A 14,131-nucleotide genomic window follows, 5' to 3' on the forward strand; every position below is an offset into this window, starting at 1 on the left:
ATTTGTCGGCGTGAGTCCATGGGGCTCTCCCATTCATGGCAGGCAAGGCACCCGTGATGAGCAGTGCTCACTGTTGGCAGTGAGGTGATCATGCGCGTATGGCGGTCGCGGAATCCTCACGCAGAGTTAAACAATTCGTGATAACTACACGGTTGCAAAAGCCGCACAATAGGCGGACGACAAGCGAAGGTTTCCCTGCATGGAACAGCCCAAACGTGTCCTGGTGGTCGAGGACGATGCGCATATTGCCGACCTGATCTGCCTGCACCTGCGTGATGAACAGTTCGAAGTGGTGCACAGTGCCGACGGTAACGAAGGCCTGCGCCTGCTGGAGCAAGGCGGTTGGGATGCGCTGGTCCTTGACCTGATGCTGCCCGGCGTCGACGGACTTGAGATCTGCCGTCGTGCCCGCGCCATGACGCGCTACACACCGATCATCATCACCAGCGCGCGCTCCAGCGAATTGCACCGCATCCTCGGCCTGGAGCTGGGTGCGGATGATTACCTGGCCAAGCCGTTCTCCCTGCCGGAGCTGGTTGCCCGCGTGAAGGCCCTGTTGCGCCGCGTAGACGCCATGGCGCGCAACCTGAAGATGGACGCCGGCAGCCTCGATCTCGGCCAATTGTTCATCAACCCGCTGACCCGCGACGTCACCTTGCAAGGCCAACGGCTGGACCTCACCCCACGGGAATTCGACCTGCTGTACTTCTTCGCTCGCCAGCCAGGCAAGGTGTTTTCGCGCATGGACCTGCTCAACGCGGTGTGGGGCTACAGTCACGAAGGCTACGAGCACACGGTCAATACTCACATCAACCGCCTGCGCGCCAAGGTCGAGGCCGACCCGGCCAATCCGGCACGCATCCTCACGGTGTGGGGCCGTGGCTACAAGTTTGCCGAGAGCCCGCCATGAAGCTCAGCCTGACCCAGCGCCTGTCGGTGGTGTTCGCCGTGTTGCTGCTGATCTGCAGCGGCACCTCCGCCTGGCTGCAGGTACGCTCCAATCACATGCACGAGCTGGAGGTGGTGCAAGGCCTGTCCCGCGACCTGGCAGCCCATATTGCCCGCGACACCCAGCTCATGGACGCCGACGGCCTCAAGCCCGACGCAGTGCGCAATCTGTTCAGCCAACTGATGCTGGTCAACCCCAGCGTCGAGGTGTACCTGCTCGACATTGATGGCCGCGTGGTCGGCAACGCAGCGCCCAGCGGGCATATGCGGCGTGACCACGTGGACCTGGCGCCCATTCGGCGCTTCCTCAGCGGTGCCATGCTGCCGATTCTCGGGGACGACCCGCGCAGCGCCGATGGCCGCAAGGTATTCAGCGCGGCGCCGCTCAAGGTCGGCGGCCAGCAAGCCGGTTTCCTGTATGTAGTGCTGCTCGGCGAAGCCCATGACGTGTACGACGCCAAGGACGCCACCGGCATGGCGCTGAAGATCGCACTGTGGTCCATCGGCCTGGTCGCCCTGCTCTGCTTGATGGCCGGGCTGATTGCCTTTGCCTGGATCACCCGGCCATTGCGCCAGCTCACCGACAAAGTGGGCCAGTTTGACATCAACGGCGCCCCCGAACCCGCCGAACCGACTGCACGCGAATTCAACAGCGGCGACGAAATTGCCGTACTCGACCACGCCTTTGTAAAGATGCAAAACCGCCTCGGCGAACAATGGCGCGCCATCACCCACCAGGACCAGGAACGGCGGGAGATGGTCGCCAATATCTCCCATGACCTGCGCACGCCGTTGGCCTCGCTGCACGGCTACCTGGAAACCCTGTCACTCAAAGATGCGAGCCTGAGCCCTGAGGAGCGTCGCCGCTATCTGGGCATTGCGTTGGACCAGAGCCGCAAGGTCGGCGGCCTGGCCCAGTCGCTGCTGGAGTTGGTGCGTCTGGAGCATGGCTTCGTACAGCCGGTGATCGAAGGTTTTTCATTGCCGGACCTGGTGCAGGACATCTTCCAGAAATTCGAACTGACCGCCGAAGCGCGGGCCATCACGCTCACCGCGACCCTGCCGCCGCAGGTACCGACGGTATTCGCTGACCTGGGCCTGATCGAACGGGTGCTGACCAACCTGCTGGATAACGCCCTGCGCCATACACCGGTGAATGGCGAAATCGAGGTGATCCTGTCGCCGCAAGCCTGCGCAGTCGCCATCACTGTCAGTGACAGCGGCCCGGGTATCGACACCGAACTGCGCGAAGGTTTGTTCCTGAGGGCGTTTACCATCGGTGGCGCGCGACGCGACGGTGGCCTGGGCTTGCGCATCGTGCACCGCATCCTGCAACTGCACGGGCGCAGCATTGGCCTGGTGGACCGCCCAGGCCATGGGGCGACCTTTATGTTCTCCCTAGAAACCCGAGCATCAGCGCGTTGACCCGCTGCCCCTGCTCGTTCTGGATCCAGTGCCCGCAGTTGGGCAGCACATGCTGCTCAAGGTGAGGCACTGAGTCCGGCATGCGCTTGAGCGTGTGGGCCTCGAACACCCCGACCGGGTCACGGTCGCCGATCAGGAACAGCGTAGGTTGCAGCACCTGCTTGCCGGCCAGGCTTTCGGTACGTTGCCAGTTACGTTCGAAGTTGCGGTACCAGTTCAATGGGCCGCGAAACCCATGCGCGACGAAGGTGTTGACGTAGACGTCCAGGTCCGCCTGGGAACACCATTGCGGCAAGGCACCGGGGGCCGCAACGCCTTCAAGCAACGTGGCGTTCGCCGGTTTCCTTTGCAGGAACACATCCTGATCCTGCATGAACAGGCGCAAGGTACGCTCGATATCGGCGTTCAATTCCTGCTCGGCGACGCCTGGTTCCTGGAAATACAGGATGTAGTTGAAGCGATCGGCGTACAGCTCGCGCATGATTTCAATCACCGGCCGTCGTGCACGCCCGGCGAAAGGCACTGACATCGTGATCAAGCGCGCAACCCGCTCAGGTTCGAGCAATGCCAGGTGCCAGGCCACGACCGCCCCCCAGTCATGGCCGACCATCACCACTTGCGCATGGCCAAAATAGTCCATGGCCTGCTGGATATCGCCACACAGCTTCAGCAGATCATAATCGGCGACCTCGGCCGGCGAACTTGACTGGCCGTAGCCGCGCATTTGCGGGGCAAACACCCGATAGCCCGCCGCCGCCAGGGCAGGAATCTGCTCGCGCCAGGAATGCCAGCACTCCGGGAAACCGTGCAGCAGCCAAATCGGCGAGCCGTGCTCGGGGCCGGCAATGTGAACGCTTAACTCAATACCGTTGACGTGGATTAGTTGCTCGCTCATGGGCATAACCTTTTCGAAGGTGTTGCCCAGCGTGCAGCATGGCTTACACAGCCACCAGCATCATTGATGGCGGGAATAACTCATGCAACCGCCCACCAGCGGGGCAACAACTGACGTACCCGCGCCTCGCCGAAACGGTCGTCGATCAACACCACCACGCCACGGTCCTGCTGGCTGCGGATCACCCTGCCCGCGGCCTGCACCACTTTCTGCAGGCCGGGGTACAGGTAGGTGTAGTCATAGCCCGCGCCGAAGATAGCGCCCATGCGCAGTTTCATCTGCTCGTTGACCGGGTTGAGTTGGGGCAACCCGAGCGTGGCGATGAAGGCGCCGATCAAGCGGGCGCCGGGCAGGTCGATGCCTTCGCCGAAGGCGCCGCCGAGCACGGCAAAACCGATGCCCTGGCTGTGTTCGGTGAATTGGTCGAGGAACGCCTGGCGCTCGGCCTCGGCCATGCCACGCGACTGCTGCCACAGGGTGATGTGCGGATGCCGCTCGGCCAGCAGTTGCGCCACCTGCTGCAGGTAATCAAAGCTTGAGAAAAATGCCAGGTAATTGCCAGGCTGCTGCGTGTACTGGCGGGCGATCAGCTCAACGATGGGTGCCAGCGAGGCGTGGCGATGGACAAAACGCGTGGAGATTTCAGCGACGATACGCACCTGCAATTGCTCGGCCTTGAACGGCGACTCCACATCGACCCACGCCGTGTCAGCCGGCAAGCCCAGCAAGTCGGCGTAGTAATGCCGCGGGCTCAGGGTCGCGGAGAACAACACGCTGCTGCGGGCCGCGGTCAACCGTGGGCGGAGAAACTCAGCGGGCACCACGTTGCGCAGGCACAGGGTAGAACTGCTGCGTTTGCCGCTGAGCTGGCGCTTGCTGATGTCGAAAATGAAGTGTTCGTTGAACAGCTCGGCGACCTTGGCAAATTGCAGCACGTCAAAATAGAAGGTTTGCAGGTCGCCACTGAGCGCGTCGGGATGGTCATTGAAATACTCGCCCATGCTGCTGGCACACATGCTCAGGGCCAGCAGCAGTTTTTCCGGTCGCACGGCATAGGCCTGGTACGGCGCAAGTTGGTCCTTGTGCAGCGCGTTCCACTCACGGTTGAGGCGCTGCAAGGGTTTCTTCAAGGGCTCGGGCGCGGTGTCACGCAGGGTCTTGAGGTGGTACTGGTCCAGGCTGGCGCTGTACATGGAGCGGGCGCGCTCGACCAGGTTGTGCGCCTCGTCCACCAGCACGGCCGCGCGCCACTGGTTGAGCTGTGCCAGGCCGAACAGCATGGCGCCAAAGTCGAAATAGTAGTTGTAGTCGGCGACCACCAGGTCGGCCCAGCGCGCCATTTCCTGGCTCAGGTAATAGGGGCAGACGTCATGGGCCAGCGCCACCTCGCGCAGGTTGCGCTGGTCCAGCAGGCGCACCTTGGACGCGGCGATACGCGCAGCGGGCAACCGGTCGTAGAAGCCCTTGGCCAAGGGGCAGGAATCGCCGTGACAGGCTTTGTCCAAGTGTTCGCAGGCTTTGTCTCGCGCCACCAGCTCCAGCACGCGCAGAGGCAGGTGGGGACTGCTGGCATACAGCACTTGGGCGGCATCCAGGGCGAGCTTGCGGCCGGGCGTCTTGGCGGTGAGGAAAAACAGCTTGTCCAGTTGCTGGGGCGCCAGGGCCTTGAGCAAAGGGAAAATCGTGCCGATGGTCTTGCCGATGCCCGTCGGTGCCTGGGCCATCAAGCAGCGGCCAGTACTGACGGCCTTGTACACCGATTCGGCGAGGGAACGCTGGCCGGCACGGAAACCGACATGGGGGAACACCAGGCTCTGCGCGGCGCTGTTGCGCGCTTCACGGTGCGCCATTTCCTGCTGGGCCCAACCGAGGAACAGTGCGCATTGCTGGTTGAAGAACGGTTCCAGCTCGGTGGCTTGAAAGCGTTGGTTGAGCACCGTTTCGCCTTCGCCGACGATATCGAAGTACACCAGCGCCAGGTCGATCTCAGGCAGGCCAAGCTTCTGGCACATCAACCAGCCATAGACTTTGACCTGGGCCCAATGCAATTGCCGGTGGTTGGTGGGCTGCGCATCAAGGTCGCCGCGATAGGTTTTCACTTCTTCCAGGCGGTTGGCGTCCGGGTCGTAGCCGTCTGCCCTGCCCCGCACTTTGAGTTGCTGGTACTCACCTTCGAGTGCCACTTCATTCTGGTAGTGCTGGCTGCGCCGCGAGGCGACGGTGCGGTGGCCGACAATGCCTTCCTGGGCGCTGGGCGACGGCGTGAAGCGCAGGTCCAGGTCACCGACCTTGGCCGTGAACTCACACAGTGCACGCACGGCAACGCTGTAGCTCAAGCGGACGCTGCCCAGCGCACATAGCAGACCGTCACCGGCATCTGGTATTCGCCGCAGAACTCCAGCCAGCGCAACTGGTTGTCCTGAAGCCGGTCGCCGGGGCCCTTGACCTCGATCATGCGGTACGTCTTTTGCGCGGGCCAGAACTGGATCAGGTCCGGCATGCCGGCACGGTTGGCGCGGATGTCCAGCAGCAGCCGCTCGAACCAGTAGCGCAGGTGTTCAGCGGGCAGGCAGGCCAGGGCCTGTTCCAGCAGCTCTTCGCTGAGCAGGTGCCAGAACACGAAGGGCGACTGGATGCCCCACTTTTCGGCATAGCGTTGGCGAATGGTGGTCTTGTAGCGCTCGTCCTGCAGTTGCTCGAAGCACGCGGCGAACAGCGGTGCGCGGCGCAGGTGGAAGTCTTCGCTGTGCAAATCCGCAGGCCCGCGCTGGAACGGGTGGAAAAACGAACCTGGCAGCGGCGCAAAGATCACGTCCCAGCACAGCAGGCCGAACAACGAGTTGATCAAGCCGTTCTCAACGTAGTGCACCGGCCCATCGGGCTCGCTCAGATGTGCCTGCACGCAATACTCCACCGACATCGACGGCTCCGGTAACGCGAGAGCCAGGTCCAGGCGCGTGACGGGCCGTGGCTTGACCTTGGGCAATGCCGGCTCCCCGAGTTTGCGTCGCAGGCGTGGCACCACACGCAGCAAGTGCTGCTGTTCGGCGGCGCTCTCCGGGGCCTGCTGGGCGATGTTCGCCAGGGCCATGGCGTGTACGTAGTCCTCCTGGCGCTCCAGCACACGGATCAACCGCGAGCGAGCACCGGGATAGGCGCAGGTGCGATAAATGCGTTGCGCCAGTGCCAATTGGGCCGTGCGCTCGCAATATTGACCCACCTGGAATAACAGCTTGGCGCGGCGTTTTTCCAACCAGGGGTTATCCGTTTCCAACGTTGCGACCTGTGCCAGTACTTCCTCCAGCGCATCACCGGCTTCAAAGGCCTGCTGGCACTGGTGCAGGAACAGAAACCCATGCACGTCGTCACGGCTGCGCAGGCCACGGGATTCGGCGCAGAACTCGACTTTTTCATAGGTGTAGATGCCCAGGTCAGCCAGGACGAACTCGGACCAGTCCTGATGCAGGTTGCCAAAGAACATCAGGCGCAGGCGATCACACAGCGCCATCACCGTGAGGCTGTACAACGTGTCGGCAAGGTCGGGGCACCAGTTGGCAAAGCAGCGGCTGTCGGTAAAGTGCGCCGACAACCCTTCCAGCCAGTCGGCTTTCTTGCCTTTGGGCTGGTCGATCCAAGGCTTGAACGCAGCGAGGATTTCGCCTTTTTGCAGCAAGGCGAACAGTTCTTCAAAAGCCAGCAGGCATTCGTCGTCAACCCATCCCAGTGCAAGCAATGGCCCGACCGCCGCGTGGGTGCAACCTATCTCGCCGTAATTGAGCTTGCCCGCGCGAAAATGCACGCCCTTGCGCATCACCATGCGCACCAATAGCGCCTGGGACGCTTGCGGCAACCTGTCAAATTGCTGAATGAAATGCTGTTCGTCCGCGTCGAGCAGATCCGCATAGCGTTGCCCCAGCCATTGCAGGACCTGGCGGAAGTTATGCAGGTAATAGAGCGGTTCTTCGAGGGGATTGGCCATGGCGCGCAGCGATCAAATACTGGTTATGCATACAGAGTGCCGTCGCAAATGCCAGGTTGCAATCGGTAACAGATAAATGGCGCCTGCAACTTTTTGCATAAAAGTGATCAGATGGGGAAGTCGATGGCGTAACATTTGTCGCCCACGGCGTCTGGCGTGGGACTTTTCAAGGTTAAGGTAAGGGTTATGAACATGAAGAATTTGGGTCTGCCACTGGTTGTACTCACTTTTCTGGTAGTGGCCGGTTGCACGACGCAAACCGTAGTGACACTGCAAAACGGCACACAATATTTGACCAAGGACACCCCAAAAACCAAGACCGCCGACGGTTTCTATGAATTCACCGACATCGCCGGCAAGCGTGTACGGGTCAAGGCCGACGACGTCGCCACCGTACGCAAGGAAGACTAAGCAACACCGCCAATCAAATGTGGGAGCTGGCTTGCCTGCGATGGCGGTGTGTCACATACACAGCGCTGCATGATACTCCGCCATCGCGGGCAAGCCCGCTCCCACAGGGTTAAGCGCAACCCAGCCCTAGCCGATCAGCACCTCTCCCAACCCGCCGCTCACCCCTACCAGCGTCACCGAGTCCCCACCAACACTGATTATCGTATCCCCACCGTGCTCACGGTAATCCACGTCCCCCTCCACCCCTTTGAACACCAGCTTATCCGTTGGCTGATACCCAATCACCCGGTCCTGGCCAAAATGCCCGCCGAACAAAAAGGTGTTATGCCCACTGTTATCGCGGATCGTGTCGTTACCCTTGCCACCCTCGATAAAGTCAGCGCCCTTACCTCCTTGGATCAAGTCATTGCCGTCACTGCCTATGATGAAGGTATTGCCCTTGTGCGGCTCGGCGTTGCGGTTGAGGTCCTGCACCCACGTGTTGGCCCGCGCCGGGTCGGAGAGGTTGGCGACGATCACCGTGGCGTCACGGGTCATCTGCTCGTAGAACCCGGACTCGAGAATGCGCGTCATGCCATCGCCATAGCCGGTGGGCAGGTGCGATATCCACGTCGGCAGGTTGACGATGGAAAACGGCAGCACATTCCACAACGTCGAGGCGTAGTGGTCGTTGAAGCTGACGATGTTGTCGGTGGTCGATTCATGGGGTTTGTCATGCACACCCAAGGACGACAGGTTGAACGACGAGCCATCCAGCGCACGGAACACCGGGTCGTTCTCGTAGCCGACATTGAGCACCTTGTCGCCGGCACTTTGGGTCGGCGATGCGTAGGCTACATAGTTGGCGTCCGTGTAGAAGCCGCCCCACTTGTTAGCGCTCAAGTCCGCCATGCTGTTGACGGCCAAGCCGCCCAGGCTGTGCCCGCTGACCACCACATCCTTGCCGCTCAAGCCGTGGGCGCTGGCGTAGTCGGCGATACTCTTGAGCAAGCCGCCAAAGGCTTCGCCGGTGTAGTTCTTCGCGTAGTCCTTGGGCCCCAGCGCCGCGAGCAGATCGCTGACCACATCACCGATGGAGTCGCTGATCAGGTTTTCCCGAGGCCCGGAGGTGCCGCGAAAGCCGATGCCGATTTCCAGCAGCTTGCCGGCGTCATCGTACTTGCCCAGCACCTCGACCTGGGCCGTGGTGTAGCCCGCCTTCTCGCCGAAGAACGTACCCCGTGCATCGACCTTGCCACCGTAGCCCAGGGCACTCGCGCTGATCGGCGTCCAACCGGCCTTTTGCACCGCGTCCAACGCGGCTTTTTCCGAATCCGGGTTCCAGGGAATGCCCGGGATCACTCCCTGGGAATCCGTGCTGCCCAGCAGCGCGCCGACCAGCGTGGCCGGTAAGCCGACGCCCAGGCCATGGTGCTGGTAACCCACGGCAAACCCGTTATCCAGGTTGTGGTAGGTATACAGCGTGATCGCCATTGCATCGGCGAACAACGCTTTGGAGCCCTCGGTGCCGAGGTTCTTGTAGTCAAAAACACCCATGGTATTGCCTCTCTTATTGTTGTTTTCAAAAACCAACGTCAACGCCCAAACGCCTCATCCACCTTGGCCAAATCGGTATCCCGCAGGTTGCCGGCGTAGTAGTGCAACTTGGTCCAGGCCATCAGGTAGTCGTACCGCGCCTGGGCCAGGTCGCGCCGGGTGCTGTAGAGCTGCTGCTCGGCGTTCAGTGCATCGAGGTTGACCCGCTCGCCGCCGAGGATGCTTTGCTTGGTCGACACCACCAGTGCCTCGGCCGACACCAGCGCCTTCTGATACGCCCTCAACTTGCTCACCCCGGACAGACAGGCGCTGAACTGCCGACGCAGTTCGATCAGGGTTTCGCGGGTCTTGCCCTCAAGCTCGTACTCGGCCTGCTCCATGGCGCGGCTGGCCTGGCGAGTCGACGCCGAGATACCGCCACCGGCGTACAGCGGCAGGCTGACTTCGACGCCAATGGTGTTGGTGTCATAGCGCTGGTTGTAGGTGTTGCCGCTGTCGGACTCCTGCTGGCGCGAGCTGGCATACGCCGTGACCTTGGGCAAATGCCCGGCGCGGTTGCGCTCCACCTCATAACGCGCCACTTCCAGGGCCTGGCGTTGGGACGCCAGCGTGGGGTTGTTGCTGATCGCCAGTTCATGCCAGGTGTCATAGCTGGCTGGGGTCAGGGTGAACGCGGCAAAGCCTTGGTTCAGCGGCGCCAGGTCATCGATGTTGACGCTCTGCACGCCAATCAACGCGCCGAGTTCGCGCAAGGACGCGTCCTGCTCGTCCAACGCATGGATCTCTTCAGCAGTGGCCAGCTCGTAACGTGACTCGGCTTCCAGGATGTCCGTACGAGTGCCCTCGCCCTGCTGGAACAGGTGGCGGTTTTGCTGGAACTGCTGCTCGAAAGCCCGCTTCTTGGCACGGGCGATATCGATCTGGTCCTGGGCAAACAGCGCCTGGGTGTAGTAGGTCAGCACGCGCACCAGCAGCGCCTGGCTCTTGTCGCGAAAGCTTTCATCGGCAAATAGCGCCTGGGCCACGCCCTTGCGGTAGTTGGCATAGGCCTCGTAGTCGAACAGCGGCTGTTGCAGGCTGAAGGTGGAGCCGTAGCTGTTGTAGTTGCGGTCGTCGTGATAATTGCCACCGCGCCCGTCCGGCAACGTGGCCTGGGAGTTGTTGCGGCCCTTGTTGTAGTTGTAGGACAGCTTGGGCAGCAGGCCGGCGCGGCCGATGGCACGGTTTTCCAGGCCGGCGTCGCGCTCCTTGATTGCACCGAGGAATACCGGATCGTTACGCAAGGCCTGCTCGTAGACATCGAACGGGCCCATCGCGGCCTGGGCCGTGGTGCCGGTCAACAACAAGGCGATAAACACGTACTTCATGTCTATTCCTCGGTCAGCGCGGAGCCGGCGCGGTCGAGCAGCGGCTTGAACAGGTAGTTGAGCAGCGAGCGCTCGCCGGTGCGCACGAACATCTCGGCGGGCATGCCTGGTTTGATCACCAGCCCATGGAGTTTTTCCAGTGCCGCGTCGCTGACAGTGGTGCGCAGCACGTAATAGGGCGCACCGGTCTTTTCATCGAGCATCTGGTCGGCGGAAATCAGGCTGACTTCCCCCGGCACTCGGGGGGTGCGGCTTTGGTTGAAAGCGGTGAAGAGGATATCGACCGGCAGGTGCGTGCCGACTTTGTCTACCAAGTGCACCGGCAAGTGCCCTTCCACCTCCAGGCGCGTGTCCTGGGGCACGATTTCCAGCAGGGTTTCACCGGCACGCACCACGGCGCCCTCGGTGTGCACGCCGAGATTGACCGCGATGCCATCCGCCGGCGCGTTGATTTCGCTGTGTTGCAGGTCAAACCCGGCCGAAGTGAGTTGCTGTTCCAGGGTCAGGCTGCGCAATTGCGCGTCGGCCAGCTGGCTGCGCACTTCCTTTTGGTATTCCTCGCTGTGCTGCTGCAATTTCAGGCGCGATTCGAGGATGCCCTGCTCCACGCGGCCACTTTCACCGCTGTTCTGCGCCAGGTCCTGTTGCACCTGCGACAATTGCCGCTGGTATTCCATCAAGCGGTTGCGCGGGATGTAGCCGTTGTCGGCCAAGGGTTGCAAGTTGCTCAGTTGGTCGCGCAGGGATTGCGCCTGGGCGGTCAGGTCACTGCGGGCGCGGCGCATGCCACCCAGTTGCGCCGTGGCGCCGTCGATGTTGGCGCGGATACCGGCCTGCTCGCGGGCAAAGGCTTCGCGACGGCTGCTGAACAACTGGCGCTGGCCTTCCAGCACCAGCGCCAGGGCCGGGTCGGGGTTGGCACTCAACTCAGCGGGAAAGCGGATGCTGGCGTGGTTGTCGCGCTCGCTCTGCCAGCGCGCCACGCTGGCCCAGGCCATGCGGTACTGGGCTTGCAGGGACTGCACGTCGGCCTGGTGCTGGGTCTGGTCGAGCCGAAACAGCGGCTGGCCTTGCTTCACCCGTTCGCCCTCCTTCACCAGGATCCGGGTGACCACACCGGGGCTGAGCGTTTGCACCGCCTTGCGCTTGCCGGACACCACCACCGTGCCCTGGACCGGAATGCCCTGGTCCAATGGCGCCAGGCTGGCCCAGAGGAAAAATCCGCCGGCACCGACCAGCGTCAGCAGCCAGCCCATGCGTGCGAAAAAGGTGGCGTCGCGTTGTTCAAAAGTGATGCTGCTCATGCGCCTGGGTTCCTTGCGGCCGGGTACTGACGACTGAAACTCACGCCGGGTTTCTCCTTCGGCGCTTCCTGCTGGCCGGACAATGCCCGCAGCACTTCCTGGCTGGGCCCGAACGCCTGCAGATGCCCCTCGCTGAGCACCAGCAACTTGTCGGCCTGGGCCAGCGCCGACGACCGATGGGTCACCAGCACCACACTGCTGCCCTGGGCTTTCATCTGCACAATGGCGCTGGCCAGGGCGGCCTCGCCGACGGTGTCGAGGTTGGAGTTGGGCTCATCCAGCACGATCAGGCGCGGCCCGCCGTACAGGGCCCGTGCCAATGCCACCCGTTGTTTCTGGCCACCGGACAGGCCGCCACCGTTGTCTCCCAGCACCGTGTCGTAGCCCTGGGGCAGGCGCAGGATCAGTTCATGCACGCCGGCCTGCTGCGCGGCACGCACAACCTGCTCGGGGTCGGCCGCGCGAAAGCGCGCGATGTTGTCGGCAATGCTGCCACTGAACAGCTCGATGTCCTGGGGCAAATAACCGATGTGCGGGCCAAGGTCGTCGCGGTCCCAGCGGTGAATGTCTGCGCCATCCAGGCGCACGGTGCCGGCCAGCGTTGGCCATACTCCCACCAGCACACGGGCCAGGGTCGATTTGCCGGAGCCCGACGCCCCAAGAACGCCAAGCACTTCACCCGCGCCCAGGTTGAAACTGACCTGGTGCAAGGTCGCCACGCGCCGTCCGGGTGGGCCGGCACTGACCTGTTCGAAACTGACCTGGCCCTTGGGCGCCGGCAGTTTCATCTGCTCGACCTCCGGGGGAAACTCGCGCAGCAAGTCATCCAGGCGTTGATAGGCCAGCTTGGCCGAACTCCATTGCTTCCACACTGCAATCAACTGGTCGATGGGGCTGAGCACCCGGCCCATGAGGATAGAGCCGGCGATCATCATCCCGGCAGTCATATCGCCTCGGATCACCAGCAAGGCGCCTAGGCCAAGCACCAGCGATTGCAGGCACAGGCGCAGGGATTTGCTCAGGGAAGTCATCACCGAGCCGGTATCGCTGGCCTTGTTCTGCAGGCCAAGGAACTGCGAATGCACGGCAAACCAGCGGCTGCGCAGCGCGCCGAGCATGCCCATGGCCTGGATGGTCTCGGCGTTGTGCAAGTGGCTGGTGGCCAATTGCGTGGATTGCTGGGAGTAACCGCTGGCTTCGCCCAGCGGCTTTTTGGTCAGGTACTCATTCAGGCATGCCAGGCCGATCAGCAGCACGGCACCGGCCGTGGCCAATACGCCCAGCCACACGTTGAACAGGAAAATCACAAACAGGTAGATGGGAAACCAAGGCGCATCGAAAAATGCGAACAGCGCAGGTCCGGTGATGAACTGGCGGATATGGGTCAAATCGCCGAGGGACTGCCCGGCATGCCCCTGACCACGCTGCAGGTTGCGTTCGAACGCCGCCTTGTACACGCGCAAGTTGAAGCGTTGCTCCAATTGGCTGCCAATACGGATCACGATAAAACTACGGATGACCTCCAACAGGCCAATAAATGCAAAGAAGCCCACGACCATCAACGTCAACATCACCAGGGTGGTTTCGTTCTGGGAGGACAGCACACGGTCATACACTTGCAGCATGTAAATCGACGGCACCAGCATTAGCAGGTTAATCAATGCGGTGAAACAGCCCACACTGATCAAAATACGCTTGTATTCACCCAGCGCCTTGAATAACGGCGCGACGGCATGGGACTTCGCCATGGTTTCTGATCTTCCCTGAAGCAAATTGCGCGCAATAGTCGACCCAGCCCCTCACAACAGGGTGGTCAACTAATGACATCAAGTTATTAGCTTATAACGGCAACTAAGGTGTGCGTTGCAATACCACTTCAAGGCCGGTCGGTGTGCGACCTTTATATTCGCCTTCTTTCTGCCGATTGAGGTGGGTAATCCCGCTGCCCTCGGCATTCATCAGCCATATACCATCCGGCGTTGGCGTCCAGGTCAGGGGCTTGTCCCCCAGCCATTGCGCGACACACGCCACATCACCGCCCAAGGCATTGGCCTGCTCCAGCAGGTCCAGGGCGCACATCTGGTCCTGCTGGTGCAACTGCCAATGCCCGGCCAACTGGGCGGTGGTGGGTAATACAAGACTGCTCGCCATTGCGTGGGCTCCTGCCGACACGAACATCACCTGCAATATGCAAGTGACCCGATTGAAAAAACGTTGCATCTTCACGCTCCAGCCTTAAAGCGCGGCGCCGAAGCGCCGCGCCCGT

General features: G+C 61.9%; 11 protein-coding genes. 3 read left to right on the forward strand and 8 right to left on the reverse strand.

Annotated elements, in window-relative coordinates; genetic code table 11:
- Window positions 1–199: 199 nt before the first annotated feature.
- Together CQ002_RS08690 and CQ002_RS08695 are read left to right on the forward strand one after the other, a co-directional pair.
- Window positions 200–910 carry a response regulator transcription factor gene (locus tag CQ002_RS08690; protein WP_034105368.1) on the forward strand — a complete coding sequence of 237 codons (711 nt, stop codon included), beginning with the start codon at window positions 200–202 and terminating at the stop codon, window positions 908–910.
- A complete protein-coding gene (locus tag CQ002_RS08695; RefSeq protein ID WP_105162162.1) occupies window positions 907–2,373 on the forward strand; it encodes a HAMP domain-containing sensor histidine kinase in 1,467 nt (488 codons plus the stop codon). The genes CQ002_RS08690 and CQ002_RS08695 overlap by 4 nt, the downstream gene beginning before the upstream one ends.
- Here the strand turns inward: CQ002_RS08695 and CQ002_RS08700 are convergent.
- From CQ002_RS08700 to CQ002_RS08710, 3 genes are all read right to left on the reverse strand, one after another.
- Window positions 2,336–3,268 carry an alpha/beta fold hydrolase gene (locus CQ002_RS08700; protein ID WP_105162161.1) on the reverse strand — a complete coding sequence of 311 codons (933 nt, stop codon included), beginning with the start codon at window positions 3,266–3,268 and terminating at the stop codon, window positions 2,336–2,338. The two genes, CQ002_RS08695 and CQ002_RS08700, sit on opposite strands and share 38 nt — an antisense overlap.
- An 80-nt stretch (window positions 3,269–3,348) precedes the next feature.
- A complete protein-coding gene (locus CQ002_RS08705; protein ID WP_034105374.1) occupies window positions 3,349–5,604 on the reverse strand; it encodes an ATP-dependent DNA helicase in 2,256 nt (751 codons plus the stop codon).
- A complete protein-coding gene (locus CQ002_RS08710; RefSeq protein ID WP_105162160.1) occupies window positions 5,601–7,247 on the reverse strand; it encodes a VRR-NUC domain-containing protein in 1,647 nt (548 codons plus the stop codon). The genes CQ002_RS08705 and CQ002_RS08710 overlap by 4 nt, the downstream gene beginning before the upstream one ends.
- Before the next feature lie 186 nt (window positions 7,248–7,433).
- On the opposite strand from CQ002_RS08710, the gene CQ002_RS08715 reads away from it, so the two are divergent.
- Window positions 7,434–7,658 (forward strand): YgdI/YgdR family lipoprotein, encoded by a 225-nt coding sequence (locus CQ002_RS08715; RefSeq protein WP_034105378.1) that lies wholly within the window; start codon window positions 7,434–7,436, stop codon window positions 7,656–7,658.
- A 126-nt stretch (window positions 7,659–7,784) separates the two neighbouring features.
- Here CQ002_RS08715 and CQ002_RS08720 read toward each other — a convergent pair whose 3' ends face one another.
- The 5 genes from CQ002_RS08720 to CQ002_RS08740 all read right to left on the reverse strand — a co-directional run bounded on the left by CQ002_RS08720 (window position 7,785) and on the right by CQ002_RS08740 (window position 14,085).
- On the reverse strand, window positions 7,785–9,194 hold the full coding sequence (locus CQ002_RS08720; protein WP_105162159.1) for a lipase: 1,410 nt from the start codon (window positions 9,192–9,194) through the stop codon (window positions 7,785–7,787).
- Window positions 9,195–9,232: 38 nt separating this feature from the next.
- Window positions 9,233–10,561: a TolC family outer membrane protein gene (locus CQ002_RS08725; protein WP_034105382.1), complete on the reverse strand. Its 1,329-nt coding sequence runs from the start codon at window positions 10,559–10,561 to the stop codon at window positions 9,233–9,235.
- 2 nt (window positions 10,562–10,563) lie between these two features.
- Window positions 10,564–11,865, reverse strand: coding sequence for an HlyD family type I secretion periplasmic adaptor subunit (locus CQ002_RS08730; protein WP_069023846.1), 1,302 nt, complete (start codon window positions 11,863–11,865; stop codon window positions 10,564–10,566).
- Complete coding sequence (locus tag CQ002_RS08735) at window positions 11,862–13,613, reverse strand: type I secretion system permease/ATPase (RefSeq protein ID WP_105162158.1); 1,752 nt, start codon at window positions 13,611–13,613, stop codon at window positions 11,862–11,864. The genes CQ002_RS08730 and CQ002_RS08735 overlap by 4 nt, the downstream gene beginning before the upstream one ends.
- Window positions 13,614–13,716: 103 nt before the next feature.
- Window positions 13,717–14,085 carry a protease inhibitor Inh/omp19 family protein gene (locus CQ002_RS08740; RefSeq protein WP_105162157.1) on the reverse strand — a complete coding sequence of 123 codons (369 nt, stop codon included), beginning with the start codon at window positions 14,083–14,085 and terminating at the stop codon, window positions 13,717–13,719.
- Window positions 14,086–14,131 lie beyond the last annotated feature (46 nt).

The organism is Pseudomonas sp. MYb13 (genome assembly GCF_002980075.1).
Taxonomy (GTDB): domain Bacteria; phylum Pseudomonadota; class Gammaproteobacteria; order Pseudomonadales; family Pseudomonadaceae; genus Aquipseudomonas; species Aquipseudomonas lurida.

Bases quoted from the DNA above. Each gene is read 5' to 3' on its own strand.
- CQ002_RS08735 (WP_105162158.1), bottom strand. From the start codon at position 13,613: ATGGCGAAGTCCCATGCCGTCGCGCCGTTATTCAAGGCGCTGGGTGAA.
- CQ002_RS08740 (WP_105162157.1), bottom strand. From the start codon at position 14,085: ATGCAACGTTTTTTCAATCGGGTCACTTGCATATTGCAGGTGATGTTC.
- CQ002_RS08700 (WP_105162161.1), bottom strand. From the start codon at position 3,268: ATGAGCGAGCAACTAATCCACGTCAACGGTATTGAGTTAAGCGTTCAC.
- CQ002_RS08725 (WP_034105382.1), bottom strand. From the start codon at position 10,561: ATGAAGTACGTGTTTATCGCCTTGTTGTTGACCGGCACCACGGCCCAG.
- CQ002_RS08695 (WP_105162162.1), top strand. From the start codon at position 907: ATGAAGCTCAGCCTGACCCAGCGCCTGTCGGTGGTGTTCGCCGTGTTG.
- CQ002_RS08715 (WP_034105378.1), top strand. From the start codon at position 7,434: ATGAACATGAAGAATTTGGGTCTGCCACTGGTTGTACTCACTTTTCTG.
- CQ002_RS08710 (WP_105162160.1), bottom strand. From the start codon at position 7,247: ATGGCCAATCCCCTCGAAGAACCGCTCTATTACCTGCATAACTTCCGC.
- CQ002_RS08730 (WP_069023846.1), bottom strand. From the start codon at position 11,865: ATGAGCAGCATCACTTTTGAACAACGCGACGCCACCTTTTTCGCACGC.
- CQ002_RS08690 (WP_034105368.1), top strand. From the start codon at position 200: ATGGAACAGCCCAAACGTGTCCTGGTGGTCGAGGACGATGCGCATATT.
- CQ002_RS08720 (WP_105162159.1), bottom strand. From the start codon at position 9,194: ATGGGTGTTTTTGACTACAAGAACCTCGGCACCGAGGGCTCCAAAGCG.